24 protein-coding genes and 1 pseudogene are annotated in these 26,887 nt (G+C 72.2%); 14 read left to right on the top strand and 11 right to left on the bottom strand.

From position 1 onward, the window contains the following. Positions 1-48: 48 nt before the first annotated feature. From OG514_RS29075 to OG514_RS29065, 3 genes are all read right to left on the bottom strand, one after another. Entirely contained in the window at positions 49-504 is a 456-nt protein-coding gene (locus OG514_RS29075) for a MarR family winged helix-turn-helix transcriptional regulator (RefSeq protein WP_266899887.1), read from the bottom strand. Then, positions 501-983 carry a MarR family winged helix-turn-helix transcriptional regulator gene (locus OG514_RS29070; RefSeq protein ID WP_266899885.1) on the bottom strand — a complete coding sequence of 161 codons (483 nt, stop codon included), beginning with the start codon at positions 981-983 and terminating at the stop codon, positions 501-503. The genes OG514_RS29075 and OG514_RS29070 overlap by 4 nt, the downstream gene beginning before the upstream one ends. Before the next feature lie 90 nt (positions 984-1,073). Then, on the bottom strand, positions 1,074-1,598 hold the full coding sequence (locus OG514_RS29065) for an ATP-binding protein (RefSeq protein ID WP_266899883.1): 525 nt from the start codon (positions 1,596-1,598) through the stop codon (positions 1,074-1,076). Between the two features lie 178 nt (positions 1,599-1,776). Here OG514_RS29065 and OG514_RS29060 point away from each other — a divergent pair. Beyond that, a pseudogene (locus OG514_RS29060) lies at positions 1,777-2,058 on the top strand (amidohydrolase family protein); the annotation flags it as partial. A gap of 28 nt (positions 2,059-2,086) precedes the next feature. Here the strand turns inward: OG514_RS29060 and OG514_RS29055 are convergent. Continuing rightward, a complete protein-coding gene (locus tag OG514_RS29055; RefSeq protein WP_266899881.1) occupies positions 2,087-3,604 on the bottom strand; it encodes an alpha/beta hydrolase in 1,518 nt (505 codons plus the stop codon). 158 nt (positions 3,605-3,762) lie between these two features. Here OG514_RS29055 and OG514_RS29050 point away from each other — a divergent pair, with 158 nt between their 5' ends. The 7 genes from OG514_RS29050 to OG514_RS29020 all read left to right on the top strand — a co-directional run bounded on the left by OG514_RS29050 (position 3,763) and on the right by OG514_RS29020 (position 11,870). Continuing rightward, positions 3,763-4,686 (top strand): MerR family transcriptional regulator, encoded by a 924-nt coding sequence (locus OG514_RS29050; protein ID WP_266899879.1) that lies wholly within the window; start codon positions 3,763-3,765, stop codon positions 4,684-4,686. 166 nt (positions 4,687-4,852) lie between these two features. Then, positions 4,853-5,620: a GntR family transcriptional regulator gene (locus OG514_RS29045; RefSeq protein WP_266899877.1), complete on the top strand. Its 768-nt coding sequence runs from the start codon at positions 4,853-4,855 to the stop codon at positions 5,618-5,620. Positions 5,621-5,677: 57 nt separating this feature from the next. Continuing rightward, entirely contained in the window at positions 5,678-5,905 is a 228-nt protein-coding gene (locus OG514_RS29040) for a ferredoxin family protein (RefSeq protein ID WP_030313017.1), read from the top strand. Between the two features lie 14 nt (positions 5,906-5,919). After that, entirely contained in the window at positions 5,920-7,287 is a 1,368-nt protein-coding gene (locus OG514_RS29035; RefSeq protein ID WP_266899871.1) for an ABC transporter substrate-binding protein, read from the top strand. Between the two features lie 134 nt (positions 7,288-7,421). Then, positions 7,422-8,264 carry an ABC transporter permease gene (locus OG514_RS29030; RefSeq protein ID WP_266901000.1) on the top strand — a complete coding sequence of 281 codons (843 nt, stop codon included), beginning with the start codon at positions 7,422-7,424 and terminating at the stop codon, positions 8,262-8,264. Continuing rightward, complete coding sequence (locus OG514_RS29025) at positions 8,261-9,037, top strand: ABC transporter ATP-binding protein (RefSeq protein ID WP_266899869.1); 777 nt, start codon at positions 8,261-8,263, stop codon at positions 9,035-9,037. Before OG514_RS29030 ends, OG514_RS29025 begins: the two co-directional genes overlap by 4 nt. 94 nt (positions 9,038-9,131) lie before the next feature. Further along, entirely contained in the window at positions 9,132-11,870 is a 2,739-nt protein-coding gene (locus tag OG514_RS29020) for a fumarate reductase/succinate dehydrogenase flavoprotein subunit (RefSeq protein ID WP_266899867.1), read from the top strand. On the opposite strand, the gene OG514_RS29015 is transcribed toward OG514_RS29020, so the two are convergent. Beyond that, on the bottom strand, positions 11,846-12,454 hold the full coding sequence (locus tag OG514_RS29015; RefSeq protein ID WP_266899865.1) for a GNAT family N-acetyltransferase: 609 nt from the start codon (positions 12,452-12,454) through the stop codon (positions 11,846-11,848). The two genes, OG514_RS29020 and OG514_RS29015, sit on opposite strands and share 25 nt — an antisense overlap. 150 nt (positions 12,455-12,604) lie before the next feature. Here OG514_RS29015 and OG514_RS29010 point away from each other — a divergent pair, with 150 nt between their 5' ends. Further along, entirely contained in the window at positions 12,605-13,426 is an 822-nt protein-coding gene (locus OG514_RS29010) for a VOC family protein (protein WP_266899863.1), read from the top strand. A gap of 193 nt (positions 13,427-13,619) precedes the next feature. Here OG514_RS29010 and OG514_RS29005 read toward each other — a convergent pair whose 3' ends face one another. Further along, on the bottom strand, positions 13,620-15,089 hold the full coding sequence (locus tag OG514_RS29005; RefSeq protein WP_266899861.1) for an MFS transporter: 1,470 nt from the start codon (positions 15,087-15,089) through the stop codon (positions 13,620-13,622). A 124-nt stretch (positions 15,090-15,213) separates the two neighbouring features. Between OG514_RS29005 and OG514_RS29000 the strand changes: the two genes are divergently transcribed. Then, positions 15,214-15,681, top strand: coding sequence for a MarR family winged helix-turn-helix transcriptional regulator (locus OG514_RS29000; protein WP_266899859.1), 468 nt, complete (start codon positions 15,214-15,216; stop codon positions 15,679-15,681). A gap of 19 nt (positions 15,682-15,700) precedes the next feature. Here the strand turns inward: OG514_RS29000 and OG514_RS28995 are convergent, their stop codons facing one another. Beyond that, positions 15,701-16,063 (bottom strand): YrdB family protein, encoded by a 363-nt coding sequence (locus OG514_RS28995; RefSeq protein WP_266899857.1) that lies wholly within the window; start codon positions 16,061-16,063, stop codon positions 15,701-15,703. A gap of 225 nt (positions 16,064-16,288) precedes the next feature. Here OG514_RS28995 and OG514_RS28990 point away from each other — a divergent pair, with 225 nt between their 5' ends. Then, positions 16,289-19,315 (top strand): carbohydrate binding domain-containing protein, encoded by a 3,027-nt coding sequence (locus OG514_RS28990; RefSeq protein ID WP_266899855.1) that lies wholly within the window; start codon positions 16,289-16,291, stop codon positions 19,313-19,315. Between the two features lie 41 nt (positions 19,316-19,356). On the opposite strand, the gene OG514_RS28985 is transcribed toward OG514_RS28990, so the two are convergent. Together OG514_RS28985 and OG514_RS28980 are read right to left on the bottom strand one after the other, a co-directional pair. Then, positions 19,357-19,923: a TetR/AcrR family transcriptional regulator gene (locus tag OG514_RS28985; protein WP_266900999.1), complete on the bottom strand. Its 567-nt coding sequence runs from the start codon at positions 19,921-19,923 to the stop codon at positions 19,357-19,359. A 56-nt stretch (positions 19,924-19,979) separates the two neighbouring features. Then, the gene (locus OG514_RS28980) at positions 19,980-20,342 is read right to left on the bottom strand and encodes a DUF1304 domain-containing protein (RefSeq protein WP_266899853.1); all 363 of its coding nucleotides are present in this window, start codon (positions 20,340-20,342) and stop codon (positions 19,980-19,982) included. A 226-nt stretch (positions 20,343-20,568) separates the two neighbouring features. On the opposite strand from OG514_RS28980, the gene OG514_RS28975 reads away from it, so the two are divergent. The 3 genes from OG514_RS28975 (at position 20,569) to OG514_RS28965 (ending at position 25,204) form a co-directional block, all read left to right on the top strand. Next, positions 20,569-22,389 carry a S8 family serine peptidase gene (locus tag OG514_RS28975; protein WP_266899851.1) on the top strand — a complete coding sequence of 607 codons (1,821 nt, stop codon included), beginning with the start codon at positions 20,569-20,571 and terminating at the stop codon, positions 22,387-22,389. 205 nt (positions 22,390-22,594) lie between these two features. Continuing rightward, positions 22,595-23,512 carry a diiron oxygenase gene (locus OG514_RS28970; protein WP_266899849.1) on the top strand — a complete coding sequence of 306 codons (918 nt, stop codon included), beginning with the start codon at positions 22,595-22,597 and terminating at the stop codon, positions 23,510-23,512. 33 nt (positions 23,513-23,545) lie between these two features. Beyond that, positions 23,546-25,204, top strand: a complete 1,659-nt coding sequence (locus OG514_RS28965) for an FAD-dependent oxidoreductase (RefSeq protein WP_266899847.1) — start codon at positions 23,546-23,548, stop codon at positions 25,202-25,204. Between the two features lie 108 nt (positions 25,205-25,312). Here OG514_RS28965 and OG514_RS28960 read toward each other — a convergent pair whose 3' ends face one another. Together OG514_RS28960 and OG514_RS28955 are read right to left on the bottom strand one after the other, a co-directional pair. Continuing rightward, on the bottom strand, positions 25,313-25,891 hold the full coding sequence (locus OG514_RS28960) for a Type-2Aa cytolytic delta-endotoxin (RefSeq protein WP_266899845.1): 579 nt from the start codon (positions 25,889-25,891) through the stop codon (positions 25,313-25,315). A gap of 116 nt (positions 25,892-26,007) precedes the next feature. Further along, the gene (locus OG514_RS28955; RefSeq protein ID WP_266899843.1) at positions 26,008-26,826 is read right to left on the bottom strand and encodes a LysR family substrate-binding domain-containing protein; all 819 of its coding nucleotides are present in this window, start codon (positions 26,824-26,826) and stop codon (positions 26,008-26,010) included. Between the last annotated feature and the right edge of the window lie 61 nt (positions 26,827-26,887).

Here is a 26,887-nt window from a genome sequence, read left to right as displayed (position 1 = left end):
GGTCTCCCTCCGAACCAGGCCGGGCCCGGGAAGCGACCGTACGAAACCTCAGGCGCCGGCCAGCTCGGCGTTCGCGCGGTCCGTGATCAGGGTCAGCACGCGGCCCACGACGGCGAGGTCCTCGGCCGGGATGCCGCCGTACAGCCGGGCGGTGATCCCGGCGGACTCGGCGGACGTGACCTCGTACAACTCCCGCCCGGCGTCGGTGAGTCGAACCCGGGACGTCTCCGCCGGGACCTCTTCGAGCAGCTTGGCGGTGGTCAGCTCCTCGATGACCGCCGTCACGACCGACGCGTCGGTCTTCAGCGAGCCGGTGACGTCGCCGACGAGCTCGTCGCGGCCGATGGACTCGCCCGCGGCTACGACGGCCCGGAACGTCACGCTCTGGTGGAACGTGATGCCGTGGCGGGTCAGCACACCCTCCAGGAGGGCACGTGCGGCATGGTGCGCCAGGGCCAGCACTCGGCCGTTGACGCTGGGTGCGGTGGTGGTGTCGGTGGTCATGACTGCTCCTCGTGGTTCTCGGTGTGCGGATCAAGAGGTGCGTCGAGCAAGGTCGCCAGCTCTCGGGTGAACTCCCGTGTACGCGGGCTGTTCTGGCCCCCGAGGGGTTCGAGCAACTGGTCCAGGAGGCCCTGGACCACCTTGATCGCGCGACGGGTGACGTCGCGTCCCTGCTCGGTGAGCGACAGCTGCATGGCGCGCGGGTCGTCCGGATCCCGGGTGCGGGCGACGAGGCCGGAGGCCTCCAGGGCACGGGCGAGCTTGGAGACGTACAGCGGCTCCAGCCCCGTCCGGTCGGCGAGTGCCCGCTGGCTGGGCCGGAGCCCGGAGCGCGACATGCCGTACAGCGACGCCATCACCACGTACTGGGCGTGGGTCAGGCCCATCGGTGCGACCGCCCGATCGACGGCCACACGCCACTTCATCGACAGGCGCCAGACCAGGAATCCCGCGGTGGCGCCCTCAGCTGTTGAACTCACACTGGATACAGTACATGGATACTATGTACATGGCTACTATTTCCTCGCGGTCCGGAACGGGTTCGCGATCGGGCAGCAGTCAGGTGGGTGTCACGCGAACGACGGCCACCGGTCGGCGGCCCACTGGTGCCAGGTCGACGACCCTGGAGGCGGGCCGTCGATCGCGTGCCCGTCGAGTTCCGCCGCGTCGGGCTCCTCGAAGTGCGCCCGCCCGTGCCGGAGGTCGGCCTCGGCGATCGGGAACGTCTCCTCCGGGGCGGTTGCCCAGCGATGGGCGATCCGGTCGCGCTGGGTCTCGTCGTCCACCGGCAGGTAGACCATGCGGAAGCACGCGCCCTCCGCCTCCGCCAGCCGGCGGATCGCGGACCGCTCGTCACGGGACCAACAGCCGAAGTCCACCACGACGTCGGTGCCGAGCCGCAATGCCTCCAGAGCGAGCCAGAGCATCCGCCCTTCCAACACGTCGCGCTTCCCGTCCGCCTCCGACACACCGAACAGCGGAATCATCCAGTCGTCGGGCGTGAGGCGCAGCGCGCCGTGCTCTGCGGCGAGCTGCCGGGCCCGCGTGGTCTTGCCGGCTCCAGGCAGGCCGACCATCAGGAACAACGTGGTCATGCCGAGATCGTGTCAGGGCAGCCGGTCGGACGACCACCGCTTTTCGTCCGTGCGACCCCAACGGCCGGGCGACGTCCCTGGCGGTCGTCGGCGACCGCATCGCGGCCGTGGGCCACCACGAGGTCCGTGACCCCATCGGCCCCGGACCGAGGTCGTCGACCTGAACGGGAAGCTTCTGCTCGCGGGCATCCAGGTCGCCGTCACCCGCCGGGATCCCGGCTCCACCGACGACCGGGTCTTCCTGCCGGAGCAGCGCCTCGACCTGCCCACGGCCCTCGCCGCGTACACCGCCGGCTCCGCCCATGCGAACGGCCACGACGACGCGGGCAGCCTGCGTCCCGGGAACCTCGCCGATCTGGTCGTCCTGGACCGCGACATCCTCACGGGGCCGCCGGAGGAGATCGCCGACGCGCGGGTGGAGCGTACGTACGTGGGCGGCCGTCTCGTGTACGCGGCTTGAGCGGGGTGGTGCTCGGGTCGACCGCCGGTCAGTCCCGCAGATGCCCGAGCACGGATCGCATCGCCCGCTCCACGCGCGCGCGGGACTCATCGGTCGGGTCGACCAGTTCGAAGCCGTGGTGGCCGTCCGGGACGTCGACGATCTCGACCTCGGCCCCGTTCTTCGCCGCGGCGGTCAGGAACTCCTCGACCGTCGCCGCGAACGTCGGGTGCTCCCGTCCGGCCCGGGTCAGGACGATCGGCGGCCCGTCCGCCGTACCCACGACGTCGACGGGCCTGAAGCGGGGCTCCACCGCACCCCAGCCGGGCAGCGGGGCCAGGGCCGGGTAGCTCGCCGCCACACAGCGCAGCCACGGCGGGGGCGCGGCCAGCCATTCCGCCGCCAGGAGCCCGCCCGCGGAGAAGAACCAGAGCGCGATCCGCTCTCCGTCGACCCGCGGGTCGGCGCGCACGAGGGCCACGGCTTCGGCGAGATCCTCGGCCGCGAGGGCGAAGTCGGCGATGCCGTGCAGCCGGTGGTCGAGGGTGACGCCGACCGCTCCGAGGCTCGCCGCGTAGCGGCCGTACCCGAGGAGGAACGGGGTGTCCCGTGGGGTGGGCCGCTGGTCGGGGGCGACCGGACCGCCGTGGACGAAGACGACAGCCGGTCGAGGCCGATCGGCGTCCCCGGGTGGAGGGCCGGCGGGGAGGTGGAGGTCGACCCTTCCGCGCCGCTCACACGGCACTTCGGGTACGTCGAGGAGGAAGGGCAGCAGGTGCGTCGGCCGCTCGTCCACCTGCTCGGGCACGGTCACCCGGTGGCCCTCTCCGGCGGCCGCCCGGCGCAGCACCTCGGCGAGTTCCTCGGGAACGGAGAGCATCGGCCAGTGGCCGGTGTCGAGGTCGAAGAAGCGCATCCGGTCGTCGGCGAGGGCCCGGAACTGCGGCGGCCCGGATTCCACCAGCATCCGGACAAGCTCGATGCTGGACCCGTTGGCGGTGCACAGCACGCCGGTGGTCGGCAGGGAGGCGGCCGCGCCGGTCAGCCGGAGCGGCTGGGTGAGCGTGCCCGCCGGCTGGGGCGCGGCGAGGCGCTCAAGGCGTTCGAGTGCTTCGGCGGGGACACCTTCGGTGCTGCCCCAGCGGGACCAGGTGCCCGGCAACGGCGGCGCGATCCTGCCCTCGGCCCGGTCGCCGAGCCGTGCCCGCACCTCGGGGTCGGGTACGGAGCGCGCGGCGGCCTCGCCGTTGTCCGGCAGACCCGTGTCCAGGGAGACGATCCGGGCGACGCGTCCGGGGCGCCGGTCGGCGGCGCCGAGGACGGGGTGGAGCCCGTAACCGTGTCCGACGAGTACGACCTGGGGCGCCCCGATGCCGTCGATCAGCCGCACCAGGTCCTCGATGTGCGTCTCCAGATCGGTCGCGGGCCCGGCCTCGTCCTGCCGGTTCCCCATCCCCGCGAGGGTCACGGGGTACGCCTCCGAGCCCGCCACCCGGAGCCGGGACGCGGTCTCCTCCCATACCCACCCGTCGGTGAAGGGGCCCGACACCAGCACGAACGCGGTCATGATCGTCTCCTCGCGACTCTCCTCGGGGATGTCTCGCCGCCACGCTAGGAACTCCCCCTGGGGGAGATGCAAGGAGCACGGGGGAAGGGCCGTACGCCAGACTGAGACCGACGGTACGGAAGGGCTCCTGCCGAGTGCCCCCGAGGGAGGCTCACGTCGTGGTGTCCGACGGGCTGTGGAGCATCGGGGAGCTCGCCGAGCGGGCGGGTGTCACGGTGAAGACGGTGCGGTACTACTCCGACCGGGGTCTGTTGCCCGAGGCGGGGCGCAGCTCCGGCGGGCATCGGCGGTACGGGCCCGGCGCGCTCGACCGGCTCCTCCTGATCCGCTCCCTGCGTGCCCTGGATCTGCCCGTTCCCGAGGTCGAGCGGGTCCTCGCGCGTGACGAGGCGCTGGAGGAGGTCGTCTCGGGGCGGTTGCGGGAGCTGGGTTCCCAACTGGCCGCGTTGCGCTGGCGCGAGGCGTCGCTGCGGCTGCTCCAGGACTGCCCGGCCGGGGAGCGGGCCGAGCGGCTGCGGCTGATCGGTGCGGTGTCCGTGCCGCCGGACACGGCGGGCCTGGTCCGGTTCTGGCGTCGGATCCTGCCGGTTCAGCTGCCGGGGCGGGTGGTGTCGATGGTGCTCGACTCGGTGGTGCCGGCGCTCCCGGAGGAGCCGAGTCCCGCGCAGGTCCTCGACTTCGCCCGGTTGCACGCGCTGGTGTCCGATCCGCTGCTCGACCGGCCGGAGTCGCGGCCGGCGCCGCCGCTGCCGGACGGGGAGTACCGGCCGGCGGTGCTGTACGAGGGTCTCGCGGAGGCGTACACACTGGCCTCGGCGGAGCTGCGGGGCGGGCGGTCCCTGCGTGACGGCGGCGCCCTGGACTGCTTCGTCGCCGCGTACGCCCACGCGGGCGGGGAAGGGGATTCCCCGGACTTCCGGCGGAGGCTCCTTCCGTTGCTCGCCCGGAGCGACGGGCCCGTGATCACCCGCTACTGGAAGCTCGCCGCCGGGCTGTTCACCCCGGGTGAGCCGGTCCTCGGCGCCCTCCACCATCGCCTCTCCGTCGCCCTCCACCTCGATGTCGGGCCCCAGGCCGGCTGAGCTTCCCGCATGGTGGGCAACCGCTGGTCCACGTCGTGGGCGGCGAAGTGGCGGATCTCGCCGTCCACTCGACATCTCCGCTGGTCAGAGCGGTGCGTACGGTGTGTCAGGTGGCGCAATACTGCCGCAACACCACCCGGGCCGCCCCGCCGCTACGTTCCTTGTCATGCCCCCCGAAGCCGCTTCCGCCGCCCGCCCCGTCGCCGCCGCCCGCCGTCGGCGGCTGCGTGCGGACCGGGCGCGGCAGCTCGCCGACCTGCTGCGCCACCAGATCCTGGCGGGTGGCTTCCCCGGCGGGATCCTTCCTCTCGAGGACGTGATCGCGGCCGACTACCGGGCCAGCCGGAACACCGTCCGGCAGGCCCTCGACCTCCTGCGGGGCGAACAGATCGTCGAGCGGCAGCCGGGGGTCGGCACGGTGGTGGTGTGCGAGAAGTATCCGCACGGCCTCGACCGGCTCCAGGGGCTCGCCGAGACGCTGCGCGAGCACGGGCGGGTCACCAACGAGGTCCGGACCGTCGGGCCGGTCTCCGCTCCGGGGCCGGTGGCCCACCGGCTCGGGCTGCCGGAGCACTCCGATGTGCTCTGCATCGAGCGGCTGCGTCGGCTCAACGGGCTGCCGCTCTCCCTCGACCTGTCGTACCTCCCGATGGACATCGGGGGTGAACTCCTCGGCTGCGACCTGGAGAACACCGATGTGTTCCGGCTCCTGGAACAGCTGACCGGCGGTCCGCTGGGCCACGCCGAGATCACCCTGGAGGCCGTCAACGCCGACGCGCACTCCGCCGCCGTGCTCCAGGCCCCGCGCGGGGCCGCCGTCCTGATGCTGGAACGGCTGACCTGTCTGCCCGACGGACGGCCGGTGGATCTGGAGTTCATCCGGTTCCGCGGCGACCGCATCACCATGGGCGGCGTCCTGCGCCGCTCGCTCTGACCCGCTCCCCCCACTGCTCCCCTCCCCGCTCCGCCCACCCCCTTCCTGGAGACAGCCATGCCTCTGGTCCCCCAGCGCGCCGACGTGCCCGTGACCATCGACGAGTCGAAGTGCATCGACGGATGCACGCTCTGCGTCGACATGTGTCCGCTGGACTCGCTCGCGATCCGCGAGGAGGACGGCAAGGCGTACATGCACGTGGACGAGTGCTGGTACTGCGGCCCGTGCGCCGCCCGCTGCCCCACCGGCGCGGTCACCGTCAACATGCCCTACCTGCTCCGGTGAAAGGCCGAACTCCCATGTACCGAGGAAGACTTCCCCTGCTCCACCACCGGAGGGCCGGACGCCTCGCCCTCCCCCTCGCTCTCGTCCTGCCCCTCGCCACCGCCTGCGGGACCGACGCCGGGAGCTCGTCCGACGGGAGGACGGTCACGGTCACCGTCGGCTACCAGTCCAAGACCATCAACACCGTCACCGCCGGCACCCTGCTGCGTTCCCTCGGTTACTTCGAGGAGGAGTTGAAGGCCGGGGGCCGGAAGGACGGCGTCAGCTACCGGGTGGTCTGGCAGGACTACGCGACCGGCGCGCCGATCACCGCGCAGATGACGGCGGGAAAGATCGACATCGGTTCGATGGGCGACTTCCCGCTGCTGATCAACGCGGCACGCGGCAAGCAGCTCAAGGAGCCGACGCGGCTCGTCGCGGTCACCGGCTACAACCTGCGCGGCGGTCTCAACACCGTCGTCACCGACCCCGGTTCACCGCTGCGGACCCTCACGGACCTCAAGGGCCGCAAGGTGTCCACCAGTGTCGGTTCGGCCGCCGACGGAACTCTCGTACGGGCCCTGCGGCGGGCCGGAATCGACCCGGCGAAGGACGTCAGCAAGCTCAACCAGCAACCGAGCGTGGGGGCTTCGGCCCTGGCGGCGGGCAGTGTCGACGCGCTGTCCCAGTTCGTCGCCTGGCCCGGCCTGCTCGCCTTCCAGGGCAAGGCCACGGCCCTCTACGACGGCGCCGAGCTGAACCTGCCGACCTTCCACGGAGTCACCGTCCGGGAGAAGTTCGCCCGCCAACGGCCCGCCGTCCTCGACGCGTTCCTGCGCGCGCAGAACCGCGCCACGGATCATCTGCGGAAGCACCCGGTCGCCGCCGCCGAGTCCGTCGCCGAGGAGACAGGGCTTCCGGCCGAGGTGGTCTACCTCTACAACGGCGCCCAGGGCATCGCCACCTTCGATCCGGCGCTCCGCCCGGAGCTGGTCGCCGCGCTCAAGGAGGACGTGCCGGTCCTGAAGGAGGCCGGTCTCGTGACGGACGTCGACGTGGACGCCTTCGTCGACACCGCGCCGCTGGGCCGGGCGGTGCCGGACCTCGCGTACCCGAAGGCGACCGCCCCGAAGGCCGAACTGTGGCTCAGGGGTCAGAGCTCGACCCGAAGCTTCGACAGCCCCGCCGCGCTCCTGAAGGCCGTCAAGGGGGCCTCCGTGCGGGCCGCTTACGTGCCGGACGCGGTGACGGGGACGTTGTGGTTCGCGGACCGGGCGGTGTGGGTCGCGGACGGCGCCGAGTGGCGGGCCTTCGTGACCCGGTCCGGCGCCGAGCGGTACGTCTCCGGGCACGCCGGCTCCCGGATCGTCCCGTACGCGGACGCCGTGCGGCTCGCCTCATGACCGCCGGGCTCCGTGAGACCGGCACGGCGAGCACCGGTCGAAGCGAGGCCGCCACCGCGAACGCCGGTCGAAGTGAGGCCGCCACCGCGAACGCCGGGCGTCGTGAGGCGCGTACCCGGACCGCCGTCAGCCGTCTGGTCCGGGTCGCCTCCCCGCTCGCGGCCCTCGGGATCTGGCAGTTGCTGACCTCCCTCGACGTCAATCTGTGGCTGCGGTTCGAGCAGTTCCCCACGGTCGTCGAGGTCGCCTCCGCCCTCGCCGACCGGGTCGGCACCGAGGCGTACTGGCAGGATCTCGGCCACAGTCTGCGCCGGATCTCCGTCGGCTTCCTCCTTGCCGCCGTCCTCGGCGTGGCGGCCGGGACGGCCGTCGCCCGGTCACGGTGGGCCGCCGACATCCTGGGCCCGCTGGTCGAGGTGGTACGGCCGATCCCCGCCATCGCCCTGGTGCCGGTCGCGATCCTGCTGCTGCCCACCAACGAGCAGGGCATCGTCTTCATCACCTGCGCCGCGGCCCTCTTCCCCGTGCTCGTGTCGACCCGGCACGCCGTAAGGGCCCTGAACCCGGTCTGGGAGGAAGCGGTACTCACCCTCGGCGGGAGCAGGGCGCGGGTGCTGTTCTCGGTGGTCCTGCCGGGCGCCCTGCCAGGGATCTTCGGCGGTCTGTCGGTGGGCATCGGCGTCTCGTGGATCTGCGTGATCTCGGCGGAGATGATCTCCGGCGAGTACGGGGTGGGCTACCGCACCTGGCAGGACTACACGGTCGTCGACTACCCCGGTGTCTTCGTCGGGATGGCCACCATCGGCGCCCTGGGCTGGCTCACGTCCACCGCGGTCGAGTCGCTCGGCCGCCGCGTCACGGCCTGGCTGCCGCGCCCGACCGCCCGGATCCCGGCCGCCGGCCCCGTCCGTGCGGCGAGCACCCCCGCGACCGCCCCGTCCCGTGTCCGTCAGCCAGCGAAGGAGCCGGTTCCATGAGCACCGTGAGCCCGTCCGCCGTGTCCGCACGGCCGACGACCGTGTCGTCACCCACCGGCGCCGAACTCGCCCTGCACGGCGTGCGGCTCGGCCACCACGACGGGGTCGCCGTGCCCGGCCCGGTGGAACTGCGGATCGCGCCCGGCGAGCTGCTGGCCGTGGTCGGTCCCTCCGGCTGCGGCAAGACCACCCTGCTCCGTACGCTCGCCGGGCTGCTGCCCCCGTTGGAGGGGCGCGTCACCCAGGACGGGGAGCCGATCCACCGGCCCGGCGCCGACCGGGCGCTGGTCTTCCAGCACGACGCGCTGCTGCCCTGGCGTACGGTCCGTGCCAATGTCGAACTGCCGCTCGCCATCCGCCGGGTCCCCCGGGCCGAGCGCCGCCGGGCGGCCGAGGAGTGGCTGGAGCGGGTCGGGCTCGGCGGGCACGCCGCCAAGCTGCCGCACCAGCTGTCCGGCGGGCAGCGGCAGCGCGTCCAGCTGGCCCGCGCCCTCGCCGGACGGCCCCGCGCGGTCCTGATGGACGAGCCCTTCGGCGCGCTCGACGCCCACACCCGCGCCGGGATGCAGGACCTGCTGGTGGAGATCCTTCGGGGCACGGGTGCGACCGTCGTGTTCGTCACGCACGACGTCGACGAGGCGCTCCATCTCGGCGACCGGGTCGCCCTGTTCGCGTCCGGCGAGGTCCTGGACGTACCGCACCCGCGCTCGCGCGAGGCCCGGCAGGCGCCGGACACGGCCGTGCTGCGCCGCCGCGTCCTCGACTCCCTCTGAGGGTCCGGCCGAGAGCGCCCGCCCCCGAGTCCGACCGCGGGCCCGGCCGAGCGCCCGCCGACACACCCCGCCCCCAAGCTTCGAAAGGCACCCCGTGGACACCCCCCTGACCGTGCCCGATCTCGCCGACGCGACCGAGCTCTCCTGCGACGTGCTCGTCGTCGGCGGCGGCACCGCCGGCACGATGGCCGCGCTGACCGCCGCCGAGCGCGGGGCGAACGTCATACTTCTGGAGAAGGCGCACGTCCGGCACTCCGGTGCCCTGGCGATGGGCATGGACGGCGTCAACAACGCGGTCGTGCCGGGCCGCGCCGAACCGGACGACTACGTCGCCGAGATCACCCGCGCCAACGACGGCCTGGTGGACCAGTCGACGGTCCGGCAGACGGCGACCCGCGGCTTCGGCATGGTGCAGCGGCTGGAGTCGTACGGGGTGAAGTTCGAGAAGGACGAGCACGGGGAGTACGCGGTCCGGCAGGTGCACCGGTCCGGCTCGTACGTGCTGCCCATGCCCGAGGGCAAGGACGTGAAGAAGGTCCTCTACCGGCAGCTGCGGCGGCGGGAGATGCGGGAGCGGATCCGCATCGAGAACCGGGTCATGCCGGTCCGTGTCCTCACCCACCCGGACGACGGGCGGGCGATCGGGGCGGCCGGATTCAACACCCGTACAGGCGAGTTCGTCGTCGTCCGGGCAGGGGCCGTGATCCTGGCCACCGGCCCCTGCGGGCGCCTGGGCCTGCCCGCCTCCGGCTATCTGTACGGGACGTACGAGAACCCGACGAACGCGGGCGACGGCTACGCCATGGCCTACCACGCGGGCGCGGCGCTGACCGGCATCGAGTGCTTCCAGATCAACCCCCTGATCAAGGACTACAACGGCCCGGCCTGCGCCTATGTCGCCAACCCCTTCGGCGGCTACCAGGTGAACCGGCACGGCGAGCGGTTCGTGGAGTCGGACTACTGGTCGGGGCAGATGATGGCCGAGTTCGCGGCCGAACTCGCCTCGGACCGGGCCCCGGTGTACCTCAAACTGAGCCATCTCCCCGAGGAGACCATCGGCGCGGTCGAGTCGATCCTGCACACCACGGAGCGGCCCACGCGCGGCACCTTCCACGAGAACCGGGGACACGACTACCGAACCCATGACATCGAGATGCACATCTCGGAGATCGGACTGTGCGGCGGTCATTCGGCCTCGGGCGTACGGGTGGACGCCCACGCCCGGACGACCGTGCCCCGGCTCTACGCGGCCGGCGACCTGGCTTCCGTACCGCACAACTACATGATCGGCGCGTTCGTCTTCGGTGACCTGGCGGGCGAGGACGCATCCCGGTACACGGCGTACGAAGGGGAGTTGGACCCCGAGCAGCTCGCCGCGGCCCACGAACTCGTCTACCGGCCGCTGCGGCATCCGGAGGGGCCGCCGCAGCCCCAGGTCGAGTACAAACTGCGGCGGTTCGTCAACGACTACGTGGCTCCTCCGAAGACGGGAGCGAAACTCTCCCTGGCCGTCGAGGCGTTCACCCGGATGTCGGGAGAGATCGCCGGGATGGGTGCGCGTACGGCGCACGAGTTGATGCGGTGCGCGGAGGTGTCGTTCATCCGGGACTGCGCCGAGATGGCGGCACGCGCCTCGCTCGCCCGGACGGAGTCGCGCTGGGGTCTCTACCACGAGCGGCTCGATCACCCGGAGCGGGACGACACGGGCTGGCTGCACCATCTGGACCTGCGCAAGTCCCCTTCCGGGGCGATGGAGTTCACGGCGCGGCCGGTCGAGCCGTACCTGGTGCCGGTGCCGGAGTTCGCGCCGCCGGGTGGTCCCGAGCGGCACCTCGGCGAGGTCGAGCTCGTGCCGGTCGCCACGGCCGGTCCCCGGGACGCGGCCCCGGCGGCGCGTCCGCTCACCGACACGGATCCGCACAGCCCGGTCCCGGCCGAGGCCCCGGCGGTCGCCTCCCCTCACCCGCGACTGCTCCGACTCCTGTCGCTCGTCGAGGACTCCCCCGATCTCGACGCGCTCGGCCCCTATCTGGACGACGACGATCCCGCCGTACGGGCTGCCGCCGTCACCGCCCTCGGTGAGACCGCGCCCGCCGGTACGGGTCCGGTGCTCGCCGCGCGGCTGCGTGACGCGTCGCCCGTGGTCCGGGCCGCCGCCTCGGCGGCCCTGCGCGAGCTGGTCGAGGTGCTGCCCGCCGTACCGGAGCTCGGGGACGGTCTGCGGGCGGCCCTCGCCGTACCCGACGCGGCCGTGCGGTCCGCCGCGCTCGACGTCCTGCGGGCCCTGCGGCTGGGGGACGCCGCGCTGTACGCCGGAGCACTCGCCGACGCGACCGTGGAGGTGCGCGTCCAGGCCGTCCGGGCCCTGGTCTCCGTGGACGCGGTCGCGGAGCTGGCGGTGGCGGCCGACGACCCGGCCCGCGAGGTGCGGGTCGCGGTGGCCCGGGGTCTCGCGGCCGTACGGAACCCGGCGCCGGGACCGCTCGGCCCGCTGCTCGACGATCCCGACCCGCTCGTCCGGGGGGCGGCCCTGGCCGCCCTGGCCGGCACCGGGTGCCCGCCCGCCTACGCGGTGAGGGCCGAAGCCGCCCTCGGCGATCCCGCGTGGCAGGTCCGCTCCGGCGCCGCGACCGCGCTCCGGGGCACCCCGGCCGACCTTGCCGTCCCCGCGCTCGCCAAAGCGCTCGCCGACCCGAACGCCGACGTCCGGAAGGCCGCCGTCCTGTCGCTCCTCGTCCACCGGGACGACCCCACGGCCCGTACGGCACTGGCGGGGGCCGGCGACGACCCCGATGCCGACGTGCGCGCCTACGCGGCCCGCGCGGCGCGCTGAACCGCCCGCGGGGATCGCGGGTCGGTCGCCCTGTGGAGGTGCTGGGCGCGCGGCCGGGCCGGCGGGGCGGCGGGCAGGGTCTCGATGAGGGGAAAGCCGCAGGCCAGGGCGGTCCGGCACGAGCCCTCGTTACCGACGGCGTGCACGAGTTCCAGGGCGCGCCCCGCGAAGGGGCTCTCGCCGTCCGCCGCCCACCGGGCGACGAGGTTCAGCGCCCGGGAGGCGATCCCGCGCCCGCGTGCCTCCGGCGCGGTCCAGTAGCCGATGCGTGCGGCCGCGTCGCCCTCACCGGTGAGGGCGATGTGGCCGAGCGGCGCCGTGAGCCCGGCCGTCGTCTCCTCGACGACGGCGAACGCCACCCTCGTCCCGGCGGCCCGGCCCTCGCTCTGGGCAGCCACCCACGCGCGTGCCTGCCGTTCGGTGTCCAGATGGGTGGCGAGCCATGCCCGCAGTTGCGGGTCCCGGTGATGGCGCACGAGCGCTTCGGCGTCCTCGTACGCCCAGGGGCGCAGCAGCAGGGGCGCGGCGGACGGGCCCGGACCTGCGTCGGAGGCCTCTCGGAGCTGTGGGTACGGGCGGCTCATGACCGGACGTTATCTCCCGCGCCCCGCGGGCGGCGCACCCGGGCGGGTGGTGATCGGCGGCACTCGGGTGAGTGCGCGCATGCCGGGTCGTGGAGCGGGGAAGGGGCGCACGACGCACGCAGCGAGCAGGACGACGAGGAGGTGGTGCCGGTGTCGGGGCCGACGACCGGAGAGGCGGTGGGAGAACCGTGCTGGCTGAGTCTGGCCGCACGCGATCTCGACGCGGCGGAGCGCTTCTACGGGGCAGTCCTTGGCTGGACGTTCCGGCGCGGCGGCGGGGAGCGGGAGTTCTCGGTGGGGCAGCTGGGTGAGGTGCCCGTGGCCGGGATCGCGGCGGTGGCGGCCGAGCTGTCCGTGCGGGTGGCCTGGACGGCGTTCTTCGCCGTGGACGACGCCGACGAGGCGGTGGCGCGGATCCGGGAGCGCGGCGGCACCGTCGGGGTGGGTCCGGTGTCCTATCCGCCGCACGGTCGGGCGGCGCTCGCCACCGACCGGGAGGGTGCGACGTTCGGCGTCTGGGAGGGGCGGACGGAGACCCGCTGGCACATCGGCGAGCAGTCGGCGCCCGCCTGGCTGGAGCTGCACACGCGGGACGCCTTCGAGGCGGCCGTGTTCTACGGCGAGGTGCTCCGCTGGGCGGACGGCGGCCCCGGCAGCTTCGAGGTGTCGTACGAGCAGGACAGGGTGGTGCTGCGGCGTGGCGGCGAGGCGGTCGCCCGGCTGAACAGCGGGCCGGTCGAGGTCACCTCGCCCCAGCCGCAACTGCGCCCGCGCTGGCTGGTGCGCTTCCGGGTGCCGGACCCCGAGGCCGCCGCGGTGGCCGTCGTGGCCAACGGCGGGTCGGTGGTGCCCGGCGGGGACTGGGGCGGGGTACGCGGCCCGGAAGCGGCCGACGGGCGCCGGGCGGTGGTGGTCCGGGACCCGGAGGGGGCGCTCTTCACCCTGGAGGCGGCGGAGGAACGGAAGGACTGACGACGGGCGAGGAGCCGGGCCCGCCGGCCCCGGTCGGTCGCCAGGCCGACGGCGGCCCACGCCATGGCGAGGCCGGCGGCGACGGACGCCGCACCGCCGTCGAGGGCGAGCCCGGCGCCCCGCCCGATGACGGGCTTGGTGGCGCCGGGCTCGCGCGCGCGGTGGTCGCCTCGGAGGCGACGCGCCGCGGGGCTCAGGCGGTGGCTTCCGAGGCGGTGCGCGGGGTGGTCCCCGGCTCGGTGCCGGCGCCGGACGCGTCGGCCGTCGGCGTCGAGTGCCGGGCCGGGATCAGGGCCGCGACGGCGGCAGCGGCGAGTCCGACGCCGCAGCCGATGAGCATGGCGACGCGGAAGCCGTCCTCGGAGGGCAGTGCGTGACCGCCGAGGGTGGTGGTCATCTGGGCGAGGACGACACCGATCACGGCGGCCGAGACGGAGGTGCCGATGGATCGCATCAGGGTGTTGAAGCTGTTGGCCGACGCGGTCTCCTCCGGGGGGACCGCGCCCATGATGAGGGCCGGCATGGCTCCGTAGGCGAGTCCCACACCCGTGTTGCAGATGAGGGTCACGACGAGCAGGCCCCAGGTGGTGCCCATCAGGGCGAGGGAGGATCCGTATCCGACGGCGATCACGAGGGCGCCGACGGAGAGCGTGACCTTGGGACCGCGGGCGGCCGAGAGCTTGGCGCCGAGCGGGGCCAGGACCATCATCATCAGACCCGCAGGGGCCATCCAGAGGCCCATGGCCATCATCGACTGGCCGAGTCCGTAGCCGGTCGCCTCGGGCAACTGAAAGAGCTGCGGGACGACGAGGGACTGCGCGTACATGGCGAATCCGACGAGGACCGACGCCATGTTGGTCATCAGGACGACCGGGCGGGCGGTGAGGCGCAGGTCGACGAGGGGGTCGCGGGTACGCAGCTCCCACCGGCCCCAGGCGAGCAGCACGACCACCGCGACGGCGAAGAGGCCGAGGGTGGTGCCGCTGCCCCAGCCCCAGGTCGCGCCCTTGGAGACGGCGAGCAGCAGGGCGACGAGCCCGACGCCGAGGCCCAGCGCTCCCGGCACGTCGAAGCGGCCGGGGGCGGCGGCGCGCCGTCCCGCGGGGGCGACGCGCCAGATCAGGAGGCCCACCACGACGCTGAGCGCGGCGGCGACCCAGAAGAGCACGCGCCAGCTGGCGTTCTCGGCGACAGCGGCGGAGAAGGGCAGGCCCAGGGCGCCGCCGACGCCCATGGAGGCGCTCATCAGGGCGATGGAGCCGCCGAGCTTCTCGGGCGGGAGGATGTCGCGCAGCAGGCTGATGCCGAGCGGTACGACGCCCATGCCGAGGCCCTGGAGACCGCGTCCGACGATCATCGGGACGACGGAGGAGGCGAGCGCGCAGACCACCGAGCCGACGACGAGCGGGATCACGGAGACGAGCAGGACCCGGCGCTTGCCGAGGGTGTCGCCGAGCCGGCCGGCCACGGGGGTGGCGACGGCGCCCGCGAGCAGGGTGGCGGTGATCACCCAGGAGGCGTTGGACGCGGTGGTGTCGAGCAGCTTGGGGAGGTCGCCGATGAGCGGCACCACCAGGGTCTGCATGAGTGCGGCCACGATGCCCGCGAGCGCGAGGACGCCGACGACGCCTCCGGGTCGGGCGTCGGGCTTGGAGCCGTCCACGTGTTCTCCCTCGATCTTCCACGGCGGTCGTCCACCACGGGTCAATATGCATAGTGCACATTGATGGTCCCATACACAAGGCGTGCATGATGCACATACGATCATCGCGAGGGACAATGTCCTCATGGACAAGCCCGTGGACAAACCCCTTCACCTGGTCGAGTTCGAGACGATGCTGCTCGGTCGGCACGCCCATCTGTACGCACCCCGCTCCCGGGCCGCCGGTGGCCACCTGGACCGCAGCGCATACGTCCTGCTGAGCCGCATCCGCATGCACGGGCCGATGTCCATCGGGCAGCTCAGCGAGGCCTTCGGGCTCGACGCCTCCACGCTCAACCGGCAGACCGCGGCGATGCTGCGCGCCGGGGTCGTGGAGCGCATCCCCGACCCACAGGGCGGGATCGCCCGCAAGTTCCGCATCACCGAGGAGGGCGAGCGACGCCTGGAGGCGGACCGGACCTCGAACATCGAGGGACTCGACCGGGTCATGGAGCACTGGTCACCCGAGGACGTGGCCCGCTTCGCGGCCTTCCTCGAACGCTTCAATCGGGACATCGAGCGCCTGGAGGGACGGCCCTGGCCGCGCCCCTGAGGGAGCGTCACCGACCACTTCAGGCCGCCGCGCGAGCCCGGCGGTCCACCGTCGCCAGGGCGGTGTTGACCACGGCCACGACGGCGAAGACGACCGCCCCGCCATGCCGCCCCAGCGCGTAGAGCGCGGCCGCGGCGGCGCCGAACACCAGCGCCTTCACGGCCAGAACACCCGCCACCGGTAGCCGTACCCGCGCCTTCGGGGCGGCGAAGAGCCCCCACAGGACGGCCGCCGCCACGGGCGCGGCGACGGCGAGCAGGAGGCGCGGGGCCCAGGCCTCCGCGCTCTCCCAGCCCCACCACGCGAGCAGGGCCAGCGCCGCCAACTCCAGGAGGAACGCCAGCCCTTCGTTGAGCACGTACAAGGGCGTGGGGAGCTTCATCGGATGCCTTCCTTCGGCGGGGGCGCGATCAACAGAGACGCCCACTTTTCCACACCTCCGTACGTCCGCACTTCTGTCGAACCTCTTTACGCGGCAGTCGCGCGGCGATACGTTCCGGCCACGCAAGATGTTTCTGCAAGTTTCCGACAGCGTTTCCAAAGGGCTTCGATTCCCGTCCGGGGCAGAGGTCTGCCCGGTGACGCACGGACCTGCCTGGAGATTCGGATGACACGCACCCGCGGACTGACACCCCCTCACAGACGGCTCCCCCTTGGGCCGTTGGCCGCCCTGGCGGTCGCCGCCGGCATCCTCGGTCTGGTGACCGCACCGTCCGGCGGACCCTCTCTGGACGGCGACCCGCGCACCGCCCCGGTCGCGGCCACCGCCGAGAACACCGCGACCGTCTTCTACTGGACGAAGACGAAGAACTGGGCGCAGTACAACCTTCATTGGGCGCCCGACGGCGGTTCCTGGACCACGGTCCCCGGCGTGGCCATGGAGGCCGGCTGTACCGACTGGGTGAAGAAGACCGTCACCCTCGGCACGGCCACCGGACTCCAGGCCACCTTCAACAACGGCAGCGGGACCTGGGACAACAACGGCGGCAAGAACTACGCCCTGGGCACCGGCGCCATCACCGTCAAGGACGGGGTGATCGCCCACTCGGACCCCTGCGCCGGAACCGAACCCACGCCGACCCCCACCCCCACCGCGGGCGCCAAGGCCACCGTCTACTACTCCACCGAGGCCCTCGGCTGGTCGACCGTCAACATCCACTACCAGCCCGCGGGCGGCGCCTGGACCACCGTCCCCGGCGTCGGCATGCAGGCCGCGTGCACCGGCTGGTGGAAGCGGGAGGTCGACCTCGGGACGGCCGCCTCGCTCAAGGCCGCCTTCAACAACGGCAACGGCACCTGGGACAACAACGGGGGCGCCGACTACGCCATCGGCGCGGGCGTCAGCACCGTACGGAACAACGCGGTGACGGGGAACGCGGCCGATCCGTGCGCCGCCGAGGTGCCCGACACCCAGGCCCCGACCGCGCCCACGAAGGTCACCGCCGCGGCGGACGGCGTCTCGGTGCTGCTCACCTGGGACCCCGCCACCGACGACAAGGGCGTGACGAAGTACCAGGTCACCCGGGTCGGTGGCAGCGGCGGGACGGTCGTCACGGACGTCGGCTCCACCGTGTTCTCCGACACGGGCCTCGCCGAGCGGACCGCGTACACCTACACGGTGAAGGCCGTGGACGCGGCGGGCAACGTCTCCGCCGCCTCGGCGCCCGCGACCGCGACCACCGGGGACAAGCCGGCGAACCCCGGCACCGGGAAGCCGCTCGGCACCGACCCGCGCAAGGACCCGATCTACTTCGTCCTGACCGCTCGCTTCTACGACGGCGACGCGTCGAACAACCGAGGCGGCAGCCAGCACACCAAGTCGGGCAACGCGGCCAACGACGACCCCATGTTCCGGGGCGACTTCAAGGGTCTCGTCCAGAAGCTCGACTACGTCAAGGGCCTCGGCTTCTCGGCGATATGGGTGACCCCGGTGGTCCTCAACCGGTCCGACTACGACTACCACGGGTACCACGGCTACGACTTCTACAAGGTCGACCCGCGCCTGGAGTCGGCCGGCGCCTCCTACCAGGACCTGATCGACGCCGCCCACGCCAAGGGCATGAAGATCTACCAGGACGTCGTCTACAACCACTCCTCGCGCTGGGGCGCCAAGGGCCTGTTCACGCCCACCGTGTACGGCGTCCGGGACAGCCAGTGGAGCTGGTACTACGACGAGAAGCAGCCCGGTTTCGAGTACGACGGCCTGACGGTCGACGCCAAGTCCGGGAAGTCCTACTACAACGGCGACCTGTGGTCGACGGCCGAGCCGGCCGGCAACACCTGCCTCAACTGGGGAAAGCCCACCGGCGGCAAGAGCGCCGAGGGCTACACCGTCTACAACTGCCAGTGGCCGAGCCCGACGTCCGGGATGTTCCCGAAGGCACTCTTCCACCAGTGCTGGATCGGCAACTGGGAGGGTGAGGACTCCCGCTCGTGCTGGCTGCACGAGGACCTCGCCGACTTCAACACCGAGAACCCGACCGTGCAGAACTATCTGATCGGCGCCTACAACAAGTACATCGACATGGGCGTCGACGGCTTCCGCGTGGACACGGCCGTGCACATCCCGCGCACCACCTGGAACCGCCGCTTCCTGCCCGCCATCCAGGAGCGGGTCACCCAGAGCCACGGCGTCGAGGCCGCGAAGAACTTCTTCGTCTTCGGCGAGGTCGCGGCCTTCGTGAACGACAAGTGGAACCGCGGCTCGGTGAACCACTCGGCGCAGTTCTACACCTGGAAGGAGCGCAAGGAGTACGACGCCGACGACACCAAGGCCGCACTGGAGATGTACGACTACGAGCAGCAGCAGGGCACCGGCAGCCAGCCCACCTCCACCAACGCCTTCCTGAACGGGAACAACTACCACTCCCCCGACCACAGCCGCTTCTCCGGCATGAACGTCATCGACATGCGCATGCACATGAACTTCGGTGACGCGTCGAACGCCTTCTACAACGGCAAGGACTCGGACGACAGTTACAACGACGCCACGTACAACGTCGTCTACGTCGACAGCCACGACTACGGCCCCAACAAGTCGAGCGAGCGGTACACGGGCGGCACCGACGCCTGGGCGGAGAACATGTCCCTGATGTGGACCTTCCGCGGCATCCCGACGCTGTACTACGGCTCCGAGATCGAGTTCCAGAAGGGGAAGAAGATCGACTGCGGGCCGTCCTGCCCGCTCGCCACGACCGGGCGCGCGTACTTCGGCGACCACGTCGCCGGATCCGTCACGGCCTCCGACTTCTCCCAGGTCTCCTCGGCCTCCGGGGCGGTCGCGACCACGCTGGAGCAGCCCCTGGTGAAGCACGTGCAGCGGCTCAACCAGATCCGCCGCGCCATCCCCGCGCTCCAGATGGGGCAGTACTCCACGGAGGGCATCTCGGGCGGCATGGCGTTCAAGCGCCGCTACACCAGCGGGAGTACGGACAGCTTCGCCCTGGTCACGGTCACGGGCGGTGCCACGTACACGGGCATCCCGAACGGCACGTACACCGACGCGGTCACCGGCGACGTGAAGACCGTCACCAACGGCACGCTCACGGTCGGCGCGCCGGGCAAGGGCAACCTTCGGGTGTACGTCCTGAACGGCCCCGGCAGGATCGGCGCCGCGGGCCCGTACCTGAAGTAGCCGGAACGCCTGACTCTCGGGGTAGTACGGGCAGGCCCGTACTACCCCGACGGCGTGCGGTGCAGGGTGACGAGCAGGCGCCAGATCTGGTGGGCGATCCGGTCCGAGTCGCCCTCCACGAGGCCGTGCAGCCAGTCGGCGAGCACTCCGGCGAAGGTCGCGGCCACCGCTGAGGCGATCAGTTCCGGCTCGGGGGCCCCGGCCAGGCTGCGCTCGTGGAAGCTGCGGGCCCGCAGGTCCTCGTGGAGCACGAGACCGAGCGGTCCGCCGCCGCCCGGGCGCAGCAGGGCGCGGTAGAGGCCCGCGTGCGGGGCGAGTTCGGCGAGGAAGTCGAGCAGTGCGGGCGGCGGGGACGCAGGGTCGGGAGTGCCCCGCCAGGCGTGCAGGGCGTCCACCGCGTCCCGGACCACGTCGGCGCAGGCGTCGACCGCGAGGGCCTCCAGGTCGCTGTAGTGGACGTAGAAGGTGGCGCGGCCGACGCCGGCCCGGCGTACGAGCGTGGCGATGGTGACCTCGGCCAGCGGGCGCTCGGCGCACTCGTCGAACAGTGCCTGTCGCAGTTTGCCGCGCGTCCTGGCCGCGCGGGGGTCGCCCTGCGTCGCGGCCACCGGCCCGGCCGCAGGCCCGTTCACCGGCCCGTTCTTCGGCCCGTTCTTCGCTTCCCTCACCGGCTCCACAATACGGCGCCGAGGGCGAGCGCCCCGGGAAGCGCCTGGGCGACCAGGATGCGGCGGTTGGCGGTGACTCCGCCGTACAGACCGGCGATGACGACACAGCTGAGGAAGAAGACCTGGACCCGGAAGCCGGTCGGGTCGTCGGCGATCAGGCCCCAGACGAGTCCGGCGGCCAGGAAGCCGTTGTAGAGGCCCTGGTTCGCGGCGAGCGGCGCGGTCGCGCGGGCCATGTCGGCGTCGAAGCCGGAGAGGCCGCGCCCCGGCTTCTTCTCCCAGAGGAACATCTCCAGAACCAGGATGTACGCGTGCAGGGCCGCCACCAGGCCCACCAGCACGTTCGCTGTCGTCTCCACCGTCGTCTCCTCCGCTTTCACCTGCCCCGGATTTCCTGGACAGATGTCCACTATACATGGACAGATGTCCAGGAAATCGCCACCCTCGGTCAACAGTGCGTAACACGAACGGACTTCTCGTACGGAATGCTTCCTTCCGACTCGCGACTCTGGGATCTTGCGTCCACCCCACACATCACACGGCCCGGCGGGCGCCACCCGCGCCACCGGGTCATCGGAGGACGCATTGTTTTCCCTCATATCCAGCCGGTTGAGATCGTCGGCGATAGCCGTCGCAGCGCTCGGTACGACCGTCGCGCTCGCCGCTCCCGCGGGATTCGCCCAGGCAGCACCGACCGACACGGCGCCCGTCGCGGCCCGTTCGGCGGGGGCGACGCAGAGCATCACGACGCCGGCGGCGGCTCCGGCCGCATGGGCCGCGGGCACCCGCGCGTACCTGGTGATCACGGCACCTGGCGGCACCTCCGCGGTCAGCGGCGCGGTCGCGAGCAACGGCGGTTCGGCCTTCGCGACGTATGACGCGATCGGCGTGATCGTGGCGCACTCGACGTCCTCGTCGTTCGCCTCGGCGATGCGCACGGTCGGCGGCGTCCAGCAGGTCGGTGCGACCCGTACGTCCGACGTCCCCGCCGACGCCTACAACCCGGCGCTCCCGGCGAACCCCGCGCAGTCGACGACCACGCTGACGGAGTCGAACCGCTGGGACATGACGCAGATCAAGGCCGAGCAGGCCTGGGCGGTCACCACCGGTTCGGCGACGGTGAAGGTCGGTGTCCTCGACACCGGCGTGGACGACCAGCACCAGGACATCGCGCCCAACTTCAACGCCGCCGACTCGGCCTCCTGCGCCTACGGCAAGGCGGACACCCGCGCGGGTGCCTGGCGTGACGTCGGCACCCACGGCACGCACGTCGCGGGCACGATCGCGGCCGCCAAGAACGGCAAGGGCGTCATCGGCGTCGCGCCGGGCGTGAAGATCTCCTCCGTCCGCATCGCGGAGCCGACCAGCAGCCTGTTCTTCGCGGAGAACACCGTCTGCGGCTTCATGTGGGCCGGTGACCACGGCTTCAAGGTCACCAACAACAGCTACTACACCGACCCGTGGCAGTTCAACTGCCCGGACAACGTGGACCAGGCCGCCATCATCGAGGGTGTCCGCCGGGCGCAGGAGTACGCCGAGGGCAAGGGTTCGCTCCAGGTGGCCGCCGCCGGCAACTCCAACTACGACCTGGCGAACAAGACGACCGACTCCGAGAGCCCCAACGACTCGACGCCGGTCACCCGCACCATCACCAACGCCTGCATCGACATCCCGACCGAGCTGCCGGGCGTCGTGACCGTCGCCGCGCAGGCGAGCGGCGGCGCGAAGGCCTCGTACTCGAACTTCGGCAACGGCGTCGTCGACATCGCCGCGCCGGGCGGTGACGGCTCCACCCAGGTGTACTCGACGCTGCCGGGCGGCAAGTACGGCAACATGAGCGGCACCTCGATGGCCTCCCCGCACGTCACCGGCGTCGCCGCGCTGATCGCGAGCACCAACCCGACGTTCACCCCGGCGCAGATCCGGGACCAGCTGGGCGTCCAGGCCACGGACAGGGCCTGCCCCTCGGACACCCGTTGCAAGGGCACCACGACCAAGAACGGCTTCTTCGGTGAGGGCGCGGTCGACGCCCTGAAGGCCGTCGGCGGCAGCACCCCGCCGCCCGGCGCGTACTTCGAGAACCTCACCGACGTCACGATCACCGACAACGCCACCGTGGAGAGCTCCATCACGGTCAGCGGCGTGACGGGCAACGCCCCGGCCACCCTCAAGGTGGGCGTGGACGTCAAGCACACCTACATCGGTGATCTGAAGGTCGATCTGGTGGCCCCGGACGGCACCGTGTACACGGTCCACAACCGGACCGGCAGCGGCACGGACAACATCGTCCAGACGTTCACGGTCAACGCCTCGGCGGAGGTCGCGAACGGGGTCTGGAAGCTCCGCGTGAACGACAACGCGAGCCAGGACACGGGCAAGATCGACGCCTGGAACCTGACCTTCTGACGCTGAGGCAACGCCTTCACGCGACCCTGTGACGGGGCCGGAGCCGACTGGGCTCCGGCCCCGTTCGCGTGCCCGCGGGAAAAAGTCCGTACCGAGGGGTAGGCCCGCCCCGGACCCTTGCTATACGTTCCGTCTAACAAGCTTGCTAGACGTGATGTCTAATAAGCGCCCGAGCCGCCGATCGCGCGATCCAAGGAGCCGCACCATGGCAAGCAGCACCGTTCGCCCGGACCACGAGGACCGTGACGTCACCGAGTCGGACGTCGCCGAGCGGCTGCTCCGGTCGGCGGCGAAGCTGTCGTACGACCCCGCCGTCGACGTCGACTGGGACACCCCCCTCGACAAGGACTTCCACGGCCAGAGCCCCGAGTGGAACTCCCTCTACGGCACCCCGTACTGGAACGAGATGACCGAGGAGCAGCGCAAGGAGCTGACCCGGCAGGAGACCGCCTCGGTGGCCAGCACCGGCATCTGGTTCGAGATGATCCTCCAGCAGATGGTGCTCCGCGACATCTACCGCATGGACCACACCGACCCCCGGTTCCAGTGGGCCCTCACCGAGATCGCCGACGAATGCCGGCACTCCATCATGTTCGCCCGGGGCTCCCAGAAGCTCGGCGCCCCCGCGTACCGGCCCAAGCGGGCCGTGCTGGAACTCGGGCGCTTCATGAAGACCGTCGGCTTCGGCGAAGCCGCGTACGCCGGCATCCTCGTCGCCGAGGAGGTCCTCGACGTCATGCAGCGCGACTGGATGCGCGACGAGCGGGTCGTCCCCTTCGTCCGCACCATCAGCAACATCCATGTCGTGGAGGAGTCCCGGCACATGAAGTTCGCCCGGGACGAGACGCGCCGCAACCTCGCACGCGCGAGCAGGGCCCGCCGTCACTTCCAGGCCCTCGTGGTCGCCATCGCCGCGTACTACATCATCACCAGCCTGGTGAACCCGGAGGTGTACGTGCGGGCCGGACTCGACCCCGAGCGCGCCCGCCGCGAGGCGGCCGCCAACGAGCACTACAAGGCGCAACTGCGCGCCAGTTGCTCCGGGCTGATGGAGTTCCTGGCCGACGTCGGGATGCTGACCCGGCCCGCGCTCTTCTTCTACCAGCGCGCCCACCTCGTCTGACCCCTCCGAGCCGAGCAGAGCAGAGCCGACGACATGACCTACGCGATCACCCAGACCTGCTGCAACGACGCCACCTGCGTCGCCGTCTGCCCGGTCAACTGCATCCATCCGACGCCCGAGGAGCCGGACTTCGGCACCACGGAGATGCTGTACATCGACCCCAAGGCCTGCATCGACTGCGGCGCCTGCGCCGACGCCTGCCCCGTCGACGCGATCTTCCCGGCGGACCGGCTCACCGGACGACTGCGGGAGTACGAGGCGATCAACGCGGAGTACTACGCGGACCGCACCCCCACGCCGGCGCTCGCCTCGCCCAACTTCCACAGCTGGAGCGAGCCCTCGTTCCGCCGCTCCCTGCCCGCCGACTTCGCCCCGCTGCGGATCGCGGTCGTCGGCACGGGACCCGCCGGCATGTACGCCGCCGAGGACCTGCTCCTGCACACCAACGCCGAGGTCACCCTGGTCGACCGGCTGCCGGTGGCCGGTGGACTCCTCCGGTACGGCGTGGCACCGGACCACCCCGCGACCAAGGGTGCCGGGGACACCTTCGCCCGCTTCCACACCCATCCCCGGGTCCGGATGCGGCTGGGCGTGGAGATCGGCAAGGACGTCACCGTCGAGGAGCTCGCCGCGCACCACGACGCGGTGGTCTACGCGGTGGGCGCGCCCTCCGACCGCCGACTGGGCATCCCCGGCGAGGAGTTGCCCGGCAGCGTCTCGGCGACCTCCGTCGTTTCCTGGTACAACGCGCATCCCGAGACCGGAGCGGAGGCCGTCCCGCTCTCCGCCGAGCGGGTCGTCGTGGTGGGCAACGGCAACGTCGCCCTCGACGTCGCCCGCGTCCTCGTCACGGACCCCGACGCCCTCGCCGGTACAGACATCGCCGACCACGCCCTCGCCGCCCTGCGCGACACCCGGGTCCGCGAGGTGGTGCTGCTCGGCCGCCGGGGCCCCGAGGACGCGGCGTACACGAGATCCGAACTCCTCGCCCTCAAGCACCTGCCCGGCGTCGACCTGGTCGTCGACGACCGGGACCCGCGCACCGGCGCCGCCGTGGACGCGGCGGCGGACGGGGAGAAGGCCGCGCTGCTCCGGGGCGTGGCACGGGAGGCGGTGGACTGGACGCGTGCTCCCGCACCGGACCGGCGCCGGATCGTGCTGCGTTTCCACTCGGCCCCGGTCGAGGCCGTCGGCACCGACTCCGTCCGCGCTGTCAGGGTGACGGAGGCCGGAGCGCCGTCCGGTACGGAGATCGAGGCGGGACTCCTCGTCCGGGCGATCGGCTACCGGGGCGTCCCGCTGCCGGGTCTGCCCTTCGACGAGGCGACGGGCACGGTGCCGCACGAGGCCGGGCGGGTGGCCGGGCTGCCCGGGGGCTACGTCGTCGGCTGGATCAAGCGCGGACCGTCCGGGGGCATCGGGGTCAACCGGGCCTGTGCGGAGGAGACGGTCGGGACGCTGCTCGCGGACGCGGTCGCCGGGGAGCTGCCGACGCCGACGGGCACGGCGCAGGACTTTCACCGACTGGCGCGGAGCCGCAGTCGGCATCTCGTCGACGCGCGCGGTCTCGCGGCCATCGACCGGACCGAGCGGGCCAGGGGGCAGGACGCGGGGCGTCCCCGGGTCAAGCTCGCCACGGTGCCGGAGCTCGTCGCCGCGGCGCGGGGCGGCCGCTGGCGCCTGAAAGTCTGAAGGACCGAAGGACCGAAGGGGACGAAGGGGACGAAGGACTGAAGGGAATCGGGGAGACAGGGGTCCGGCCCGGGACGGCGGGCCGGCGGTGTACGGCGACGTGGGACGTCAGGCCGCGAGGCCCAGGGCCTGGCGGACCACGATCGCGTTGAGCCGCACCGCGAACGGCACGACGTCCGTCAGCTCCAGGGCGACGGCCTCCGCCTTCGGCAGCTCGACGGTCACGTCGATGCAGAAGGCCAGGGCGTACATGTGCTCCCCGGTCTCCTCGTCCTGGAGGGCGAAGAACAGGTCCCGGTAGAAACGGGTCCGCTCCCCCGACTCCTCGTAGAAGGAGAGACCGGGCTGCCCCTCCTGCGCGGCGAGACCGGTGAAGGCCCGGACGAGCTCCCGCTCGACGGTGGCCCAGAACCCTGCCTCCGCGCACTCCGGCGGAAGCGCCTGCCGGACGGCCTCCTTGAGGGAGAGGACCATGACCAGGACGGGGGCGTACTCCTGGAGCCCCCAGCCCCGGACCATCTTCACCACGGTGCTGTCCGGAACGGCCGCGGCGGCCTCCCGTATCGCCTCGAAGTCGAAGTTGACGGTCGCCGGGGCGATCGCCTCCTGGAACACCCGGTCGATGGACCGGGCCTGCGCGAGGTGGTCCGCTCCCACCTCGACGACGGTCCTGAAACTGGCGGCCAAAGCTCCTCCTGTGTGATCTCGATGATCAGGAGGGGTCAGTATGCCGAGCGCCCGTCCGCCCGAGGGAGCGGCGTCCGCCGTACGGACGGGGAACGGCTCACGACCGCTCGGGCGGCTCAGGACCTCTTGCGGGGCTTTCCGCCCGTGCGACCCCGGCCGGAGCCACCGGCGCCGGCGGACTTGCGGGCCGCGGGCTTGCCCGTCGTACGCGAACCGGCACCCGGCTTCCCGGACCTGCCCGGCTTCGCCGACTTCTGGCCGCCCTTCTGGTCCTTCGCCTGCTTCTGGCCCTTCTGGGCCTCGGCGCGGCGGCCCCGGGTGCTGTTCACCGTGCGGCCGCGCACGATCCCGATGAACTCCTCCACCAGGTCGGGGGCCTCGTCGGCGGCCGGCCACGACAGGGCCACCCGCGACTGCGGGACGTCCGTCAGCGTCCGGTAGGTGAGGTCCTTGCGGTGGTGCAGCCGGGCGAGGGACTGGGGCACCGCGAGCACGCCGACGCCCGCCGCGACCAGCTCGATCGCGTCGGCGGTCGTCTCGGGGCGCTCGTTCGCCGCGCGGCCCGGCAGCCGCTCCCAGCCGAGGGTGTCGTCGAGCGGGTGCAGGACGAGTTCCTCGGCGAGGTCCTCGGCCGACACCTCCTCGGCCGCCGCGAGCAGGTGGTCCTTGGGGATGACGACGACGGTCGTCTCCGTGTAGAGCGGGATGGCGCTCAGGTCGTCCTTGTCGACGGGCAGCCGCACCAGGCCGGCGTCGGCCGCGCCCTCCCGGAGCGCACCGAAGGCCTCGGCGGGCGTCAAGGCGAGCAGCGTCAGGGGTACGTCGGGCAGGCGCTCGTTCCAGACCCGCACCCACTTCGAGGGCGTCACTCCGGGGACGTACGCGAGCCGGAACGGAGGGGAAGAGAGCGAGGGGGAAGCGTCCGAGCCTGTCACCCCGCCAGGTTACCGGTAGCTGCCGTGGTCGGAACTCGCCCGCACGCTCGATACCCTTGAC

It is taken from the genome of Streptomyces sp. NBC_00572 (assembly GCF_026341815.1).
GTDB lineage: Bacteria > Actinomycetota > Actinomycetes > Streptomycetales > Streptomycetaceae > Streptomyces.
This window is presented reverse-complemented; position numbering and strand designations above follow the sequence as displayed.

What these genes read in the sequence shown, in the direction of transcription:
- OG514_RS29045 (WP_266899877.1), top strand. Translation starts at nt 4,853, where the DNA reads ATGCCCCCCGAAGCCGCTTCCGCCGCCCGCCCCGTCGCCGCCGCCCGC.
- OG514_RS28965 (WP_266899847.1), top strand. Translation starts at nt 23,546, where the DNA reads ATGACCTACGCGATCACCCAGACCTGCTGCAACGACGCCACCTGCGTC.
- OG514_RS29035 (WP_266899871.1), top strand. Translation starts at nt 5,920, where the DNA reads ATGTACCGAGGAAGACTTCCCCTGCTCCACCACCGGAGGGCCGGACGC.
- OG514_RS29025 (WP_266899869.1), top strand. Translation starts at nt 8,261, where the DNA reads ATGAGCACCGTGAGCCCGTCCGCCGTGTCCGCACGGCCGACGACCGTG.
- OG514_RS28990 (WP_266899855.1), top strand. Translation starts at nt 16,289, where the DNA reads ATGACACGCACCCGCGGACTGACACCCCCTCACAGACGGCTCCCCCTT.
- OG514_RS28970 (WP_266899849.1), top strand. Translation starts at nt 22,595, where the DNA reads ATGGCAAGCAGCACCGTTCGCCCGGACCACGAGGACCGTGACGTCACC.
- OG514_RS29065 (WP_266899883.1), bottom strand. Translation starts at nt 1,598, where the DNA reads ATGACCACGTTGTTCCTGATGGTCGGCCTGCCTGGAGCCGGCAAGACC.
- OG514_RS29055 (WP_266899881.1), bottom strand. Translation starts at nt 3,604, where the DNA reads ATGACCGCGTTCGTGCTGGTGTCGGGCCCCTTCACCGACGGGTGGGTA.
- OG514_RS28995 (WP_266899857.1), bottom strand. Translation starts at nt 16,063, where the DNA reads ATGAAGCTCCCCACGCCCTTGTACGTGCTCAACGAAGGGCTGGCGTTC.
- OG514_RS29040 (WP_030313017.1), top strand. Translation starts at nt 5,678, where the DNA reads ATGCCTCTGGTCCCCCAGCGCGCCGACGTGCCCGTGACCATCGACGAG.
- OG514_RS29000 (WP_266899859.1), top strand. Translation starts at nt 15,214, where the DNA reads ATGGACAAGCCCGTGGACAAACCCCTTCACCTGGTCGAGTTCGAGACG.
- OG514_RS29015 (WP_266899865.1), bottom strand. Translation starts at nt 12,454, where the DNA reads ATGAGCCGCCCGTACCCACAGCTCCGAGAGGCCTCCGACGCAGGTCCG.
- OG514_RS29075 (WP_266899887.1), bottom strand. Translation starts at nt 504, where the DNA reads ATGACCACCGACACCACCACCGCACCCAGCGTCAACGGCCGAGTGCTG.